The organism is Halostagnicola kamekurae (assembly GCF_900116205.1).
GTDB classification, from domain to species: domain Archaea; phylum Halobacteriota; class Halobacteria; order Halobacteriales; family Natrialbaceae; genus Halostagnicola; species Halostagnicola kamekurae.
Genome location: NZ_FOZS01000002.1, coordinates 254,262 through 270,005 on the forward strand (window position 1 = coordinate 254,262; position 15,744 = coordinate 270,005).

Here is a 15,744-nt window from a genome sequence, read left to right on the forward strand (position 1 = left end):
TCGACGGCAATCGAACGGCCGTGGGAAACACTCGCATATATAAGTGGATGTTAGATGAACCGAATGGGGATTTCACAGGAAAATATTCGGGGTAATAAACCCGATATTCGATAGACATCACAGAATCGCGTTCACACATTCCGAACGCTTATGCGCAGACGACACGACACCCTCGAACCATGACGGACGATCGCCCTCGGCCGGTTAAGACGACACAAACGTCACTCGAACTCGTTCGCGCGGTCCGCGACAGTGACGGTGCCACGCTGAGCGAGCTGGCCAGCCGTCTCGAACTGGCGAAAAGCACCGTCCATAATCATCTCCACACGTTGGTCGACGAGGGATTTCTCGTCCGAGACGGCGATACCTACCACGTCGGTCTCCAGTTTCTCGTGTTCAGCGAGCACGCACGCGAACGGAACCCGTTGTACGCGACAGCGCGGCGACGCGTCTACTCCCTCGCCGAGAAAACCGGCCACGAGGCCGACTTCATCGTCGAGGAAAACGGCCGTGCGTACTCTCTCGAGTACTCGATCGGCGAGTCGACCCGACAGGGACTGTCGGAATCCAGTCCGTTCAGGGCGGGCAACCGATTCTACATGCACAACTGTGCCTCGGGAAAGGTCTTGCTGGCGTCGATGCCCGAATCGCGCGTCCGAGAGATCATCGATCGGTGGGGACTCCCGGCGACGACTGATGACACCGTCACCGACAAGTCAACTCTGTTCGACGAACTCGAGACGATCCGGCGCCGCGGATACGCAGTCAATGACGAGGAACTGATCGACGGGTATCGGTCCATCGGCGCGGCCGTCACGAGGCCCGACGGCGAGGTTGTCGGCGCATTCTCGATCGGCGGACCCGCGTATCGTATGGCCGTCGACGAGTCGACGACCGAGGAAATCGCACAACTGCTGATAGAGGAAATCAGTTCGCTCGAATCGGAACTGTTCCGGTAGATATTACAATACTATGTCTGTAATGGGATCTATGATTGATCGATAGTTTCTGTTGAGCCTGTCCCGTTCCGACGACGCGACCTCACCGAGTGGGCAATAATACACCTGCTATAAAGATAACAAATTAAATAGGATATTGGTGTCTGTGTAATAGTATTGCTCTCATTCTGAATACTATGTAGGAGGTGTTCCGTTATACTCATTCTGGCTATTTTATGGACTATTCGATTTGTGCGGATCAGAAGACCAGACTCAGGGAGGTTTGTTCGGTACTGACAACCACGTGTTCGCAACTATATAGACGGGGCGGGACGACATTTAGATCACAAGCAGTTTCGAGGAGATAGAAGCGTTTCATACTGCCCTGTTACTCGAACTCTGGATTCGAACGCCGACATCGAGGTACGTAACATATATGACTATTTGTGCAATTTATATTGCAATATTAATACAATACTATTCTACCGGTATAATATATGTATTTTTACTAATATTGGCATGTATAACAGCGATGTGATACGTATCCGGCCCGGTTCACAAGGCAAACCACGTAGAGATGTCTCTTTACGAAACGACACTGACTCGAAATCGGTTTAACGACCACTCCGTTTAGCGGGGTTCTCGATTGATTGAGTCGTTCGTAATCGTAACGCGAAAGACCGCTCGCTCGAACGAGTACACATGAGCGACGACGAGATCACGCGCCCGAGCGACGTCGGATCGGGCGACGCGCCGCCGGTCGAGGAAAAGCCCTACAAGATCGTTTTCGAGGCCAACAAGTGCTTCGGCGCGGGCAAGTGCGCCGAGGTCAGCGACAACTGGGAGATGTCCATCGCCTCGGGGATGGCCAAGCCCAACGAGTACTTCTTCGGCGAGGAGGACCTCGAGCACAACGTCCGCGCGGCGGAAATCTGTCCGGCGAAAAAAGACGACGGCTGTATCCACGTCGTGGATCGGCGGACCGACGAGGAGATCGCGCCCGATCCCCACGGCGACGGCACCCTGAGCGTCGACTGGTAGTCGGCGGTTGATTTCTTCTCGAGTGCACACCGAAACGCACATCCCAAGGCGGTTGCAACGAGCAAGTGCGTTTTGGGCGAGGGTAGCCAAGCAGGCCAACGGCGGTGGGCTTAAGACCCGCTCCCGTAGGGGTCCTTGGGTTCAAATCCCAACCCTCGCATTGCTGTCGCGAGTATCTCTCGAGCGACAGCAATCGTATTTGGATTTGAATGAGAGAAGTCGCAGCCGGACGTGAGCGAAGCGAACGTCCCGGACCGTCTCGGCGTAGTTCAAATCCCAACCCTCGAGTTACTGCCGCTCGAGCGAACAATCGGACCTAACCACGCCAGATAGCAACTCGAGTACCCACCAGCGCCGATATTGACGCTATCCAACTCGAGACGAACTCAGTTCTCGAGGCCCGCGTTTGGAAGGGCAAAGCCGGCGACGAGATACACGAGGGCGGCCACGACGAGCGCGCCCGGAATCCCGAGGACGATATCCATGTCGGTCATCCCCATGGCGAAGAAGAGGATTCCTGCGATGGAGAATCCGAACCCCGCTGCGAGCCGGTGGTACGCTCGAACCGGGCTCACGTCCCGGTCGTCGTGTTCCGCCTCGAGCCCCGCCGGTTGCATGAAGATCGGGAGGGTGTGATAGATGCCGAGACCGACGAGAAGTCCGGCGATCGGTCCAAACGCGGGGTTCTCGAGGACCATGTAACCGATGAGCGAGAAGATGAAGACGTCGCCGACGCCGACGACGACCGCGAGTCGCGTCGGTGTGAGCGGCGTTCCCTCAAAGGCGTCGTCGTCCGGTTCGAACGTGCCGGGCATACCGTTCAGTGTTCGAGACGAGAATTTATACTTTGTTGAATATTTCGAGCCGGTTCGGCCGACCTCGCGGACGAACGACGGGTGCGGTCGGATCCGTCGACGGACGCGTCGAACGCGCCGAACCGCTACTCGCCGGTCCGAAAGGAGAGGTCGAACGACGGCGCGGAGTGGGTGAGCGCCCCCATCGAAATCACGTCGACGCCCGTCGCGGCGTAGTCGGCGACCGTCTCGAGCGTGACTCCGCCGCTGGCTTCGGTGAGCACGCCGTCGTCGCCCTCGAGTTCCGAAATGGCTGTCTCGACTTCGGACGGTTCCATGTTGTCGAGCAGGACGACGTCCGCGCCGGCTTCGGCCGCTCGAGGCGCGTCCGCGACGGTCTCGACTTCGACCTCGATTTTCGTCGCGAACGAGACCCGGTCTCGAAAGTGCGCGACGGCGTCCTCGAGCCCCAGCTCCGCGATGTGGTTCTCCTTGACCATGACCATGTGCGAGAGGTCGAGCCGGTGGGTGTCGCCGCCGCCCGCGACGACGGCCCGTTTCTCGAGGCCCCGCAGTCCGGGCGTCGTCTTTCTGGTCGCCGCGACCCGAACGGCGTCGGATTCGACTCGTGCCCGCTCGAGCGCCGCTCGCGTTTTCGTCGCGATTCCAGATGCGTGGCCAGCGAGGTTGACGGCCACGCGTTCGCCCCGGAGAACGTCCCGTGCGGCTCCCTCGACGCGGAGGACGACTGCGCCGGCGTCGACGCGTGTCCCGGGATCTGCAGACTCGAGGACATCGACTCCGAGGTGTTCGAAGACCGAACGCGCGGCTTCGATGCCCGCGATGGTACCGGGTTCTTTCGCGACGAGCCGTCCCGTCGTCTCGCCGGGAACCTGATTAGTCACGTCGTGGTGACCGATGTCCTCGCGAAGCCAGCGGTCGATCTGCGTCTCTGTGATCATCTATTGAACCTCAGTCGTCTGCCGCCGCGTTTGCGTTCGGTTCGCTCCCGTCCTCGAGGTAATGACACCCCTTCGAGGTGGGATTCTCGCTCGCCGCGCGGGCGATCAACAGCGCCGTCACGCAGGCGTTTCGGAGCTCGTAGAGGTCTCGAGCGGTCCGGGTTCGGGTGTAGGCGTCGACCTCTCCCTTGAGTCGACGGAGTATCGCGCTCGCGCGTCCGATTTCGTCTCGATTCCGTCGCAAGCCGAGGTGTTCGTCCATCGTCCGTTTCAGTCGACGCGACTTCTCGGCGGCGAAGCGGTCGGGGAGATCTGGGTCCCGATCGACCAGTTCGGGTGCGTCGATCACCCCCGGTTCGGGTTCGGCTCCTGCGGCGTCGGCCCCGGCGCGACGGCCCCAGACGAGGCCCTCGAGCAGGCTCGTACTCGCCAGTCGGTTCGCGCCGTGGACGCCGGTTCGGGCGCACTCGCCGACGGCGTACAGGCGATCCAGCGTCGTTCGCCCGCGTCCGTCGACGTCGATACCGCCACAGAGGAAGTGCTCGCACGGAGCGACCGGAATCTCCTCGCCCGTAACGCCTCGGTCGCGACACTTCTCGGCGAGCGTCGGGAACTCGGCGTCGAACTCGAGGGGGCTCACGTCGAGGACGACCTCGCCCGTCGCCTCGCGCTCGTCGGCCACCGCGCGGGCGACGACGTCGCGGGGTGCGAGGTCCCCCTGCGGGTGGTACTCGGGCATGAACCGCTCGCCGTCGCCGTTTCGCAGGACGGCTCCCTCGCCGCGCAGCGCCTCCGAAAGCAAGAACGGATCGTCGTCTTCGGCGGTCTCGCCGTCTCCGTTCGAAACGCGACTGGATTCGCTCCCGGCGTAGGCGGTCGGGTGGAACTGGACGTACTCCATATCCGCCACGTCGGCGCCCGCCAGCGCCGCCATCGCGATGCCGTCTCCCGTGGCGGCGTCGGGGTTGGTCGACCGACCGTAGAGCGCGCCGATCCCGCCAGTCGCGAGAATCGTCGCGCCCGCGTAGATCGGTTGGCCTGTCGCTCGCTCGTCGGTGACGATGCCGTGGACTCGCCCCTCGTGGGTGAGCAACTCGAGAGCGGCCGTGTCCTCCTTGATCTCGACGCGGTCGTGGTCGTCGAGATAGGTGAGAAACGGCCGGAGGACGTGCGTTCCCGTTGCTGCATCGACGTGGAGGATCCGATGTTCGGAGTGGGCCGCTTCGCGAGCGTAGTCGAACGATTCGCCCGAAGCCGCGCGGCTCTCTTCGCCACCGGATTTTCCACTCGATTTCGAAGGCGAGTCGAATTCGATCTCGAGCGTCGAAAGCAAAACGTCTTCGACCGCCGCGTCCGCATTTTCGATCAGGACGTCGACTGCGTCCGGGTCGGCCGTGTGATCGCTGGCCGCGAGGATGTCCGCCTTGAGGCTGTCCGGATCGCCGCGGGTCGTCGCGATGCCGCCCTGGGCGCGGTCGGTACTCGTCTCGTCGGGGCGCGTCGCTTTCGTGACGAGCAGGACGGACGCACCCGCTCGAGCGGCGGCTAGAGCGGCCGTACAGCCCGCTATACCGTTGCCGACGACGAGGACGTCGGTGGTGTCGTCGGACCGCTCGCTCGGTTCCCCATCCGTTTGGCCGTCGTCTGCGGCGTGGGACGTGTGCTCGCTCATGATCAGATCTCGAGCATGCGCTCGAGTGCGAGGCCCGCCATCTCTTTTTCCTCGGGAGCGACCTCGATGACGTTGCGTTCCCGCCCCGCACAGAGTTCCTCGAGGACCCAGGTGAGGTAGTTGGGGTCGATCTGGCGCATCGCGTTGCAGTCCATGCACGCGTCGCCACAGAGGGGGACGACGTTCACCTCGGGGTGCCAGCGCTGGAGGTGGTTCGTGAGGTGAATCTCGGTGCCGATCGCCCACGTGTCGCCGGGATCTGCGTTCTCGATCGTCTCGCAAATAGTCGCCGTCGAGCCGGCTTTGTCCGCGGCTTCGACGACCTCGCGGCGACATTCGGGGTGGACGATGACCTTCGCGTCGGGGTTCGATTCGCGAACCTCCTCCAAGTGGTCGACGCGGAACCGCTCGTGGACCTGACAGTAGCCGTTCCAGAGGATGATGTCGTTGTCGACGACCGCAGCGGCGTCTTTGCCGTCGGGATCCCAGGGATCCCACTCGACGGTTTCGTCCGCCATGTCGAGTCGGTGGGCGGTGTTCTCGCCGAGGTGCTTGTCCGGCAAGAACAGGACCTTATCTCCCTTCTCGAAGGCGTACTCGAACGCTTTGTGCGCGTTCGAGGACGTGCAAACGAGACCGCCGTGGCTCGCACAGAACGCCTTCAGATCCGCGTAGGAGTTCATGTACGTGATCGGAATGATATCCTCGTCGGGTGCGGCCTCGGTGATCTTGGCCCAGGCGGCGTCCACTTGAAGCGCTTCTGCCATACCCGCCATCGGACAGGAGGCTTCCATCGACGGCAGGATGACGGTCTGGTCGTCGTCCGTGATGATGTCCGCCGATTCGGCCATGAACGTGACGCCGCCGAAGATCACGTACTCGGCGTCGGCGTTCGCCGCTTCCTTCGATAGCTGGTAGGAGTCGCCGACGAAATCGGCGTGCTCGACGATCTCTCGGCGCTGATAGTTGTGCCCGAGAATCACCACGTCGTCGTCGAGTTCCGCGAGCGCGGCTTCGATGCGCTCCGTTCGCTCATCCTCTTCGAGATCCCGATACCTCGATGGAAGCTGTTCGAGGTTGTCGTATTTGAACAGACTGAGGTCGGTTTCCAGCTCTGCGGTTTCCATCGTTACCATTTGGGTCACCAGTGAGTAATCCTAGTTCACAGAGTACTATTGAATAACTTTTTCCTTCAACCACGACGACCGCACTCGAGATCGGTTCCGACATCGGTATCGCTAGCCTGGCTTCGGACCGGCCGCGTTCGAAGACTGTCGCCGATTCGTGAACTACGGTCTTGTGACTCGAGCACGTAGCGATGGTATGAACGTCGAGGAGTGCTTCGAGGACTTCCGGCGACGGGACTGGGAGCGCGAGTCCGTCGACGGAACGGTCCGGCTGGCGGTAGTCGGAATTGGCGGATTCGCCGAAAACCGCGCGATTCCCGGCGTCCGAGCCGGAACCTACTGCGAACCGACGGTTCTGGTGACCGGATCGCCCCGTCGAACGCGACCGGTCGCCGACGAGTTCGGCGTCGATCACGTCCTCGCGTACGACGACTATCTAGCGGGAGAACTCGAAGGCGAGTACGACGCCGTCTACGTCTCCACGCCGAACGCCTTTCACGCGAAATACGCCCGCTCTGCGGCCGAACGCGGTAAACACGTCATCTGCGAGAAACCGCTCGAGACGAGCGCCGAACGCGCCCGGGAGATCGCCGACGCCTGCGCGCGGGCCGGCGTAACGCTGATGACGGCCTACCGGCTCCAACTCGAGCCGACGGTTCGGCGGTGTCGCGAACTCGTCGCTGCCGGCGTTATCGGAGACGTCGTGCAGGTTCATGGCGGATTCTCCCACCCGCTGCTCGAGTTCGCCGACGCGGACACCTGGCGGCTCGATCCGGACCTCGCGGGCGGCGGCGCGCTGGTCGACCTCGGAATCTATCCGATCAACACCACTCGATACCTCCTCGACGCCGACCCGGTCTCGGCGTACGCCTCGACGCACTCGATCGACGATCCCTTCGACCGCGTCGACGAACACGTCTCAGTCCAGCTCGAGTTCCCGGGGGACGCGACGGCGGCCTGTACGGCGAGCTTCGACGCCCACGCGAGCAGTCAACTTCAGGTGGTCGGTACGAACGGGATGATCTCGGTCTCCTCGCCGTTCGGCGGCGTCGTCCCGCAGGACATCGTCGTCGAGAGCGGCGAGATGCGAACGGAGTACACCGGACCGCCGGTCGACGAAGTCCGCGAGGAGTTCGATTACTTCGGCTACTGCGTGCTGACGGGCACGCGCCCGGAGCCCGACGGAGCGGACGCCATTGTCGACCTTCGGATCATCGACGCCGCCTACGAATCCGCGGAGACGGAGTGTCGGGTCGTGCTGGATCCGTCTCGCAGCGACGCGTCGAACGCCGACCGCGGGTCTTAGTCCCGTTTCGGCGCGGCCGCTCGAACCGTCTCCTCTCGGAGGGACTCGCTCGCCGGCTCGGGGATCACGACGATCGGCCGATCGACGATCGATTCTGCCGCCAACTCGCGGAGGCGAGTTCGAACCGTCGCCGGGTCGCCGGCGACCCCGAGGTCGTCGACCATCTCGTCTGTCACCATCCCCGTCGCCTCCTCTCGAGCGCCCGTTCGCCACGCGTTTGCGATCCGTTCTGCCTCGCGTTCGTATTCGGTCGCGACGGCGTTTCGATACCCCTCGCCGCTGCCGACGTAGTAGGCAACGTGGCGTCGCAGGATCTCTCGAGCGTGTTCGGGGTCGTCGCTCGCCGCCGTCGGAACGTAGGGAGCGACCGTCACGTCGTCGGGATCTCGCCCTCGTTCTCGCGCGGCGTCGGCCACCGTTTCGAAGGCCGCCTCGAGTCCGGAAAACGGGATGTTGTGCGGTATCCACCCGTCACAGAGCCGTCCGACGACGCGTCGGTTCGCGGGCCCGAGCCCGGCGTGATAGAGCGGCACGTCGGCCTCGAGCGCGGGAAAATCGGCGACCTCGAGAAGTTCGCCGTCGTAGCGCACTCGCTCGCCGTCGCCCGCGGTAAACTGCCGGACGAGTTCGATCGTCTCGTGGGCGCGCCGAACCGGCCGGTCGAACGACTCGCCGTGGAGGTCCTCGATCACCTTCTTCGTACTGACCCCCGTTCCCAGGACGAACCGCCCGTCTGAGGCTCGCTCGAGGGAGTTGGCGGTCATCGAGAGCAGGGCGGGCGACCGCGAGTAGACATTGACTATCGCCGTCCCCAGGCCGATCTCGTCGGTCGCGGCCGCCATCTCGGCGAGTTGGACGGCGGCGTTTTCGCCCCAGAGTTCCGTCAGCCAGAGCCTGTCGTAGCCGAGCGATTCCGCGCGCGTTGCGAGGTCGGCCGGTTGCGATCCGCCGAACTCGGAAACGATCAAATCGAGCTTCATACGGTGTAGTCTCTTCCGAACGACAAAAGTCACGGCCACAGTTTCGGATTCGTCGATCGCTTCGGACTCGCGCACACCTATTCATGAATTACGATTATATTCCTCCCGGATCACTATTGGCCAACGCGAAAAATACCGGGATTCGACACCGAGCGCGCGCTTCGCTCTGCCACAAAGAATAAGAAGGCACCAGTCCGTTCTCTTTACGGACACATTTGGAAACGATGACAGGAAACCGTTCTTCACTTACTGAGGGGGAACTGCCGGATGCGGGTGCGGACGGATCTTCGTCCGCCGAGGCAGGCAGTACAGGGCAGTCCGACGGGGAGACAGCGACTGCCGATGGGACGTTGGCTCGAGCCGGCTACACGCAACTTTTCAACGGGATCGAGACGCCGACGTTCGTCCTCGATACCGACGGCGTGATCGTCGAGTGGAGTCAAACGCTCGCCGAGCTAACGGGCGCGAGCCGGGAGGAGGCGGTCGGTCACGACCGGGCCTCGGAGATGTTCTACCCCGACGGTCGCCGGGCGAAGACGCTCGCCGATAAGGTTCTCGAAACCCCTGAGGGAGCACACAGAGAGCACGACGTCGAACTCCGCGATCCGTCGGTCAATCGCGTCGGCGATACGAGTACGATGATCGACCAGCACGGTGACGAACGCCACATCGATTTTTCCGCGACGCCGCTTTACGACGGCGACGAACTGATCGGCGTCGTCGAAGTCGTCATCGATCGGACGGAGACGATCAACGAACGGGATGCCACGACGGCGTTGATCTCGGAGGTCCAGCAGACGACCAATTCGATCAAACAGGGCAACCTGTCCGCTCGAGCCCAGCGCAAGTCGGCATTTTCCTCGCTCGACCCCGAACTCGTCGAGGTGATCGACTCGATAAACGAGATGGCCCAGAACCTCGCGGATATTACCGGACAGGTCAACGAGCACGCAGAGCAGATGGAAACGGCGACCGACGAGGCCAACGAAGCGGCGACCGAAATCGCCCAGAACGTCTCTCAGCAAAACGAGTTGATCGAGGACGCGACGACCGAGATCCAGTCGTTCGCTGCCGAAATCGAAGAGGTCGCCGCCGAGGCAAACGAGGTGAGCGCGGCCGCCGAAGCCTCGCTCGAGACCGCAGAGGACGGCCTGGAAGCCGGCGAGACGACTCGCGAGGCCACTGAGGAGGTCGTCGAAATCGGGAACGAACTCTCCGAAAGCGTGCGGGAGCTATCCGAGCAGATCCAGGATATCGACGAGGTGATCGAAGTGATCTCGGACATCGCCGACGAGACGAACCTGCTCGCGATCAACGCGACCATCGAAGCCGCGGGCTCCGATCAGGGCGGTGAGCGCTTCGCCGTCGTCGCCGATCACGTCAAGGAACTCGCCGACGAGACCAACCAGCACGCAGACGAGATCACACGGAGTATCTCGGAGCTACAGGCCCAATCCGAGAAAACCGCCTCGGCCGTCGAACGCTCGCAGGATCGAATCCAGCACGCTGACGAACAGATCGAGCAGATGCACAGTTCACTCGAGGAAATCAGCGACTCCGTGGAGGAGGCGGCCCACGGCATTTCGGAAGTCGCCCGCGTGACCGACGAACAGGCGACGTCAGTCGAAGAGCTCACCGAAACGCTCCAGACAGTCCGGGATCGCTCCGATCGCTCGGAGGAGGCGACTCAGAAGATCGTCGAGACGACCAACGAGCAAGAACAGATCATGACGACGCTCATCGACCGCGTCGACGAGTTGACGGAAGCGGATCGCTGACGACTTCGCACTGTCCGAGACTGATCGCTGACGGACTGTCGATGGAATCGGGTTTTCCACCCCCTCGTGTGCTCCCAGCGACGGGAATCAACAACTGTTAGGTCCGCCGCCTGTGACTGGTGAGCCATGACAGACGCATCCTCTCTCGCTCGAGGCGTCCGCGAGGGCGACCTTCGATTGCACGAACTCGAAGATCACGCGGATCACGATACCGCCGCGGCCGCGCGGCGACTGTTGCTCGAGACCGAGACCGACGCGGATCTCGAGGCGATCGGTTCCTACGGCTTCGAGGCCGAGGCGGCCGAGTCGGCCATCGAGAACATGCTCGGAGCGGCCCAGATTCCGATGGGGATCGCCGGGCCGGTTTCGATCGACGGCGGCGCGGCCTCGGGCGAGTACTATCTCCCGCTCGCGACCACCGAAGGGGCGCTGCTCGCGTCCGTCAACCGTGGTCTCTCGGTGCTCGAGGACGCCGGCGGCGTCGACGCCCGGGTGACCAAACACGGGATGACCCGCGCGCCGGTCTTTCGGGTCTCGGGCGTCGTCGAGGCGGCCGAGACGGTCGAGTGGGTCGAGGAAAACGAACCGCGACTCCGCGAGGCGGCTGAGGGAACGACGAATCACGGCGAACTGATCGGCCTCGAGCCCTACGTCGTCGGCGACTCGGTGTTCCTGCGATTCGCCTACGACACGAAAGACGCGATGGGGATGAACATGGCGACGATCGCGACCGAAGCCGCCTGCGAGGTCGTCGAAGCGGAGACGCCCGCCTCGCTCGTGGCGCTCTCGGGAAATCTCTGTTCTGACAAGAAACCTGCCGCGATCAACGCAATCGAGGGGCGCGGGCGCTCGGTCACCGCGGACGTCGTCGTTCCGGGTGAACTGGTCGAGGACCGCCTCCACACCACCGCGTCGGCGATCGTCGAAGCGAACACGCGAAAGAACCTGGTCGGGAGCGCGAAAGCCGGGAGTCTCGGGTTCAACGCTCACGCGGCGAACGTCGTCGCCGCGGTTTTCCTCGCGACCGGACAGGACGAGGCGCAAGTCGTCGAAGCGGCCAACGCCATCACGACGATGGAGACCCGGGAGCGAGCCGACACCACCGACCTGTACGCGAGCGTCTCGCTGGCCTCTCTCGAGGTCGGTACCGTTGGCGGCGGCACGAAACTCCCGACGCAGGCCGAGGCCCTCGACATCGTCGGCGTCCGCGGCGGCGGCGACCCCGCGGGATCGAACGCCGACGCGCTCGCGGAAGTGATCGCCACCGGCGCGCTGGCCGGTGAACTCTCCCTGCTCGCCGCGCTTGCCTCGAACCACCTCGCGAGCGCTCACGAGGATCTCGGGCGGTAGTCGATTGGCTCGTCGCTTCGACTGATCGCCGCTAATCGTCGGGACTCGATCGCCGTCCAGCACCGTCGATTCGGCCGCCTGAGAACCGGTACTTTCAGCCACCTCGCTAGCAACGGCTTCCGCGTTTTCGATCGGTAACGGGTCGAGTACACGAAGGCCGGAATCTCTCGGTCACTTTCACTTTCACCATGCGCTGTTGGCGTTGGTATTTTTTGATGGCCTCCGAAGGTGTTGACGCGTCCGTTCGGCGAGCACCGGCGGGCGCTCCACAGATACCAATGCGTTGTGACTGTCCCCACGCGGATTCGAACTCGGACCCGGACGCGGAGTCCGAACCGGCTTCGAACGCCGCTCGGCCGACGCTCGAGTCGAATCGCACGCATCACCTGCTGACGGTGGTCGAATTGTTGCTCTCGGCCGCGACGTTTGCGCTCTCGCTGTCGGTCGCGCTCGGGTGGCTCTAACCTCCCGAATCGTTCGTTTCGGAGCGTAATCGACGAGAAACGAGGATGATGTACGCCCCGGAGAGGCCGAGCAAGAGGAGTCCGATCCCGACCCGAATCCCAGAGGTTCCCAGAATGACGAACAACCACCCGACGGCAGCGCCGCCGTAGCCCCACGCGAGAGACGCGTACCCGTAGGCCGCGTGGAGCGTGCCGACGGCGAGGAACGTCCCGGCGAACACCCACATCGCGACGGTCGTCGCCTCGATGCCGACGATAGTCCGGCTCACGATCGTGCCGTAGCCCAGACACGCCATCGCGATCACGGTCCCGACGCCGATCGCGGTTCCCTGGACGTCGACCGTTTCGATCGTCTCTGCCATAGCCCCCGTTTCGACCCCGCGGAAATAGCGGTGACGGTTCGACGGGACTGGATGGCATCTACCAGAACTGCACCGAAAGAGGTCAGAACTGCATCGAAAGAGGGCAGAACAGCAGTTCGAGGCGTCAGGTGAACAGGTTCTGGAAGACGTCCCCGAACAGGATCAGGAGTATGCCGCCGAGGATGACGAGGCCCAGGAAGGTAAAGAAGATGATCGCCGCCTGTCGCCCGGTGAGCGCATCCCCCGAGAGGAACTCGTCTAAAGCCATACGCGATCGTTCACCGCCCTATCGCTTAAATCGAGGGTGTCGTTCTCACGGAGGGGGATTTCAGAGCGTCCGATACCGTCCGCGACGTTCGCTGACCTCCCCGTGTCGCGTGAGCTTTTCGAGGGCTTTCCGGACGTACTCCGCCGAGACGCCTCGATTGCCGGCGTACGTGACGACCTCGTCTTCGGTCGGCTCCTCGAGTTCCTCGAGCGCGCGGGTGACGACGTCCTTCTTGGACCCGCGCCGATTCGGCCCGCGAGGGTCGCGTTCGCCGGCGGCGTCGATCTGTTCGGCGTCGAGCCCGGATGACTCGAGATACGCCGTCTCGTCGATGACGCCGCCGTCGACTCTGGTCTCGAGGGTCGCGTAGGAGTCGAGTTCGGCGAATGTCTCTCCCTCGCCCTGACGGTTCGCGAGCATCGACGCGCGAACGTCGCGCGCGTGATCGGCGTCTTCGGTTTCGACGAACTTCTTTCGTTTCTCGTAGGCCCGGCGCGACCCACAGCGGGGACACTGGGTCGTCTCCGAGCGCCCCTCGAGCAACCAGAGATGCGAGCACTCGCTACAGCCGACGACGGCGTACATGTCCGCACCTGGGTTCCGGTCGTAGTTTAACGTTCGGCAAGCGGAGCGAAAGTGAACGAGTGCCCGTAATCGCCCGAATCGAGCGTTGGGTCCCGATTCATGGTGATCCCTGCGTTCAGACGACAGATCGATGGCATCAGTAAAGGCGCCCCGCGTCGAACGCACGCGTATGGAACGTGTTTCGCTTTCGGACAGTGATACTGCGGAAGCCGCAGACGGCGTGTCGCTCGCACTGCTGGCCGGTTCCGATTCGATGAACGTCCAGCACTTCGAAATCGACCCCGGCGCCACAGTCGAGGAACACAGTCATCCGCACGAACAGACCGGCTTCATCTACGAGGGCGAACTCACCTTCCGCGTCGACGGCGAGGAGATCGTCTGCGGTCCCGGCGACTCCTACGCGATTCCGGGCGAGCAGCCCCACGCCGCGACCAACCGTGGCGACGATCCGGTTCGCGGCGTCGACATCTTCAGTCCGCCGCGGGAAAATCCGAGTTGGCGGGATCCCTCCTCCGAGTGATTGGGCGATCGAAGCGCATTCGCGTTTGAGTAGCCCGTTTTCCCGTCGTACCTCGAGTCAACGATGAGCTATATGACTTGTGACTACGTCGTCTGACGCACTTCCGATCTGACCACGATAAAATACCACGGAGTTATATTCTCCCTGCGTCAAGGGTGGCCGATGGCAACGGAGTCGCAAGCGGTGCACGCGGGCCGTATCGAGACGTTCATCAGCCGATTGGGGCCGACGTGGCTCGCCGGCGCGGTCGCGGCGGGGCCGGCGACGATGGCGAGCCTGCTCACGGCGGGGGCGAGTTTCGGCTACGCGCTCCTGTGGGTCGTGGTCGTCTCCGCCGTGCTGGGAACGATCGGACAGTACCTCGCGATGCGACTGGGCTTGCTCACCGAGCAGGGTATCGTCGCGGTCGTCGAGGACCGCCTCGGGGAGTTCTGGGCGTGGGTGCTCCTCGTCGATGCGGTGCTGGCCGCGGGGCTCGCCCAACTGGTGATCATGAAGACGCTCGCCGACGTCAGCGCGACGATGGCTGGTACCGTTGGCTTGGGTGCGGTGGCCGACCCGCGCGTGTGGGGAACCGTCTGGGCGGTCTTTCTCGCGCTTACACTCGCCGGCGGGGGATATCGGTTCGCGGAACTCGGCGCGAAGGTCATCGTCTCGCTCGTCGTCCTCGCGTTCGTCGCCGCGGCGTTCGTCGTCCCGATCGATCCGGCGAGTGCGGCTTCGGGCCTGCAACCGGTTATTCCGGCCGGCGTCGATGGCGCGCTCGTCGCTGCGGGGATCCTCGGCGGCGCGGTCCACATCACGCTCCTGACGATGCAGAGCTACACGATGCGGGCCCGCGGGTGGACTCGAGCCGACGAATCGATCGCGCGATTCGACCTCCTCAGTTCGATGCTGGTCGCGTTCGGCATCTTCAGCCTCGCGATTTTTCTCGTCGCCGCGAGCGTGTTGCCCGAGTCCGGGCTGAATCCGTCGACGATCACGGAGATCCAGGCCGCGCAGGCGCTCGGCCCCGTCGCGGGCGAACACGCCGTCTGGCTGTTCCTGCTCGGTCTGTGGGGAGCCGCGATGTCGACGCTCGGGGGCAACACGATCGTGGCGCCGTACCTCCTCGCCGACAAACTCGGCTGGGAGCGCTCGGTCGAGGACTCTCGATTCCGCGCGACCATCGTCGTCGTCGCGCTCGTCTCCGCGCTCGGGGCGTTTCTCGGCGGAACCTTCTTCCAGCTGCTCGTCCTCGTCCTCGCGTTTGGACTCGTGGGAACGCCGTTCGCACTCGTCGTGATCCTCTTCTTGCTGAACGACCCCGACGCGGTTCCCGAGACGAACTCGCCGCTCGAGAACGCCGGCGGGATCGCCCTCCTGTTGGTCGCCGTCGTGCTCGCCGCGGAGTTCGTTCGCGGCGAACTCGCGACGGTGACCGAGCCGGCCTCGGCGTTCGTCGTCGCGTTCGCCGTCGCGATGTCTCTCGCGGTGCTCGGTATCTGTGGAATGTATCTGCGTGGCCACGTTTTCGGTTAGTCGTCGCTGACGAGCGGTCGCTGTCAGAAGTGAAATGCTCGCCGTTTTCGGGTTTGCAAGTAGGTGTTCGAGAATC

At 63.3% G+C, this 15,744-nt stretch carries 16 protein-coding genes and 1 tRNA gene; 9 read left to right on the top strand and 8 right to left on the bottom strand.

Going from position 1 to position 15,744, the window contains the following annotated elements; translation table 11 throughout:
- Positions 1-179: 179 nt before the first annotated feature.
- From BM348_RS09120 to BM348_RS09130, 3 genes are all read left to right on the top strand, one after another.
- The gene (locus BM348_RS09120) at positions 180-959 is read left to right on the top strand and encodes an IclR family transcriptional regulator (RefSeq protein WP_092904195.1); all 780 of its coding nucleotides are present in this window, start codon (positions 180-182) and stop codon (positions 957-959) included.
- A 681-nt stretch (positions 960-1,640) separates the two neighbouring features.
- The gene (locus BM348_RS09125; RefSeq protein ID WP_092904197.1) at positions 1,641-1,979 is read left to right on the top strand and encodes a ferredoxin; all 339 of its coding nucleotides are present in this window, start codon (positions 1,641-1,643) and stop codon (positions 1,977-1,979) included.
- A gap of 76 nt (positions 1,980-2,055) precedes the next feature.
- Positions 2,056-2,139 (top strand) — tRNA-Leu (locus tag BM348_RS09130).
- A gap of 226 nt (positions 2,140-2,365) precedes the next feature.
- Here the strand turns inward: BM348_RS09130 and BM348_RS09135 are convergent.
- The 4 genes from BM348_RS09135 to nadA all read right to left on the bottom strand — a co-directional run bounded on the left by BM348_RS09135 (position 2,366) and on the right by nadA (position 6,543).
- Positions 2,366-2,794: a hypothetical protein gene (locus BM348_RS09135; protein ID WP_245779428.1), complete on the bottom strand. Its 429-nt coding sequence runs from the start codon at positions 2,792-2,794 to the stop codon at positions 2,366-2,368.
- Between the two features lie 125 nt (positions 2,795-2,919).
- A complete protein-coding gene (nadC, locus tag BM348_RS09140; protein ID WP_092904199.1) occupies positions 2,920-3,735 on the bottom strand; it encodes a carboxylating nicotinate-nucleotide diphosphorylase in 816 nt (271 codons plus the stop codon).
- Positions 3,736-3,745: 10 nt separating this feature from the next.
- On the bottom strand, positions 3,746-5,407 hold the full coding sequence (locus BM348_RS09145; RefSeq protein ID WP_092904201.1) for an L-aspartate oxidase: 1,662 nt from the start codon (positions 5,405-5,407) through the stop codon (positions 3,746-3,748).
- Positions 5,408-5,409: 2 nt separating this feature from the next.
- Positions 5,410-6,543, bottom strand: a complete 1,134-nt coding sequence (gene nadA, locus BM348_RS09150; protein ID WP_092904203.1) for a quinolinate synthase NadA — start codon at positions 6,541-6,543, stop codon at positions 5,410-5,412.
- 187 nt (positions 6,544-6,730) lie between these two features.
- On the opposite strand from nadA, the gene gfo6 reads away from it, so the two are divergent.
- Positions 6,731-7,840 carry a D-xylose 1-dehydrogenase Gfo6 gene (gene gfo6 / locus BM348_RS09155; RefSeq protein ID WP_092904205.1) on the top strand — a complete coding sequence of 370 codons (1,110 nt, stop codon included), beginning with the start codon at positions 6,731-6,733 and terminating at the stop codon, positions 7,838-7,840.
- On the opposite strand, the gene BM348_RS09160 is transcribed toward gfo6, so the two are convergent.
- On the bottom strand, positions 7,837-8,820 hold the full coding sequence (locus BM348_RS09160) for an LLM class flavin-dependent oxidoreductase (RefSeq protein WP_092905500.1): 984 nt from the start codon (positions 8,818-8,820) through the stop codon (positions 7,837-7,839). The two genes, gfo6 and BM348_RS09160, sit on opposite strands and share 4 nt — an antisense overlap.
- A gap of 224 nt (positions 8,821-9,044) precedes the next feature.
- Here BM348_RS09160 and BM348_RS09165 point away from each other — a divergent pair, with 224 nt between their 5' ends.
- The 3 genes from BM348_RS09165 (at position 9,045) to BM348_RS09175 (ending at position 12,412) form a co-directional block, all read left to right on the top strand.
- A complete protein-coding gene (locus tag BM348_RS09165; protein ID WP_092904207.1) occupies positions 9,045-10,598 on the top strand; it encodes a methyl-accepting chemotaxis protein in 1,554 nt (517 codons plus the stop codon).
- Positions 10,599-10,724: 126 nt separating this feature from the next.
- Entirely contained in the window at positions 10,725-11,948 is a 1,224-nt protein-coding gene (hmgA, locus tag BM348_RS09170) for a hydroxymethylglutaryl-CoA reductase (NADPH) (protein WP_092904209.1), read from the top strand.
- 278 nt (positions 11,949-12,226) lie between these two features.
- On the top strand, positions 12,227-12,412 hold the full coding sequence (locus tag BM348_RS09175; protein ID WP_092904211.1) for a hypothetical protein: 186 nt from the start codon (positions 12,227-12,229) through the stop codon (positions 12,410-12,412).
- Here the strand turns inward: BM348_RS09175 and BM348_RS09180 are convergent.
- From BM348_RS09180 to BM348_RS09185, 3 genes are all read right to left on the bottom strand, one after another.
- Positions 12,409-12,774, bottom strand: coding sequence for a hypothetical protein (locus tag BM348_RS09180; protein ID WP_092904213.1), 366 nt, complete (start codon positions 12,772-12,774; stop codon positions 12,409-12,411). The genes BM348_RS09175 and BM348_RS09180 overlap by 4 nt on opposite strands.
- Positions 12,775-12,898: 124 nt before the next feature.
- On the bottom strand, positions 12,899-13,042 hold the full coding sequence (locus BM348_RS21270; protein WP_175507144.1) for a hypothetical protein: 144 nt from the start codon (positions 13,040-13,042) through the stop codon (positions 12,899-12,901).
- Between the two features lie 60 nt (positions 13,043-13,102).
- Positions 13,103-13,627, bottom strand: coding sequence for a DUF5817 domain-containing protein (locus BM348_RS09185; protein WP_092904215.1), 525 nt, complete (start codon positions 13,625-13,627; stop codon positions 13,103-13,105).
- A gap of 169 nt (positions 13,628-13,796) precedes the next feature.
- Here BM348_RS09185 and BM348_RS09190 point away from each other — a divergent pair, with 169 nt between their 5' ends.
- Positions 13,797-14,147 (top strand): cupin domain-containing protein, encoded by a 351-nt coding sequence (locus tag BM348_RS09190; RefSeq protein WP_092904217.1) that lies wholly within the window; start codon positions 13,797-13,799, stop codon positions 14,145-14,147.
- Positions 14,148-14,309: 162 nt separating this feature from the next.
- Positions 14,310-15,668, top strand: coding sequence for an NRAMP family divalent metal transporter (locus BM348_RS09195; protein ID WP_092904219.1), 1,359 nt, complete (start codon positions 14,310-14,312; stop codon positions 15,666-15,668).
- Positions 15,669-15,744: the final 76 nt, after the last annotated feature.

What these genes read in the sequence shown, in the direction of transcription:
- hmgA (WP_092904209.1), top strand. Translation starts at nt 10,725, where the DNA reads ATGACAGACGCATCCTCTCTCGCTCGAGGCGTCCGCGAGGGCGACCTT.
- BM348_RS09120 (WP_092904195.1), top strand. Translation starts at nt 180, where the DNA reads ATGACGGACGATCGCCCTCGGCCGGTTAAGACGACACAAACGTCACTC.
- BM348_RS09175 (WP_092904211.1), top strand. Translation starts at nt 12,227, where the DNA reads ATGCGTTGTGACTGTCCCCACGCGGATTCGAACTCGGACCCGGACGCG.
- BM348_RS09145 (WP_092904201.1), bottom strand. Translation starts at nt 5,407, where the DNA reads ATGAGCGAGCACACGTCCCACGCCGCAGACGACGGCCAAACGGATGGG.
- BM348_RS09165 (WP_092904207.1), top strand. Translation starts at nt 9,045, where the DNA reads ATGACAGGAAACCGTTCTTCACTTACTGAGGGGGAACTGCCGGATGCG.
- nadC (WP_092904199.1), bottom strand. Translation starts at nt 3,735, where the DNA reads ATGATCACAGAGACGCAGATCGACCGCTGGCTTCGCGAGGACATCGGT.
- nadA (WP_092904203.1), bottom strand. Translation starts at nt 6,543, where the DNA reads ATGGTAACGATGGAAACCGCAGAGCTGGAAACCGACCTCAGTCTGTTC.
- BM348_RS21270 (WP_175507144.1), bottom strand. Translation starts at nt 13,042, where the DNA reads ATGGCTTTAGACGAGTTCCTCTCGGGGGATGCGCTCACCGGGCGACAG.
- BM348_RS09160 (WP_092905500.1), bottom strand. Translation starts at nt 8,820, where the DNA reads ATGAAGCTCGATTTGATCGTTTCCGAGTTCGGCGGATCGCAACCGGCC.
- BM348_RS09125 (WP_092904197.1), top strand. Translation starts at nt 1,641, where the DNA reads ATGAGCGACGACGAGATCACGCGCCCGAGCGACGTCGGATCGGGCGAC.
- BM348_RS09190 (WP_092904217.1), top strand. Translation starts at nt 13,797, where the DNA reads ATGGAACGTGTTTCGCTTTCGGACAGTGATACTGCGGAAGCCGCAGAC.
- BM348_RS09195 (WP_092904219.1), top strand. Translation starts at nt 14,310, where the DNA reads ATGGCAACGGAGTCGCAAGCGGTGCACGCGGGCCGTATCGAGACGTTC.
- BM348_RS09180 (WP_092904213.1), bottom strand. Translation starts at nt 12,774, where the DNA reads ATGGCAGAGACGATCGAAACGGTCGACGTCCAGGGAACCGCGATCGGC.
- BM348_RS09185 (WP_092904215.1), bottom strand. Translation starts at nt 13,627, where the DNA reads ATGTACGCCGTCGTCGGCTGTAGCGAGTGCTCGCATCTCTGGTTGCTC.
- BM348_RS09135 (WP_245779428.1), bottom strand. Translation starts at nt 2,794, where the DNA reads ATGCCCGGCACGTTCGAACCGGACGACGACGCCTTTGAGGGAACGCCG.
- gfo6 (WP_092904205.1), top strand. Translation starts at nt 6,731, where the DNA reads ATGAACGTCGAGGAGTGCTTCGAGGACTTCCGGCGACGGGACTGGGAG.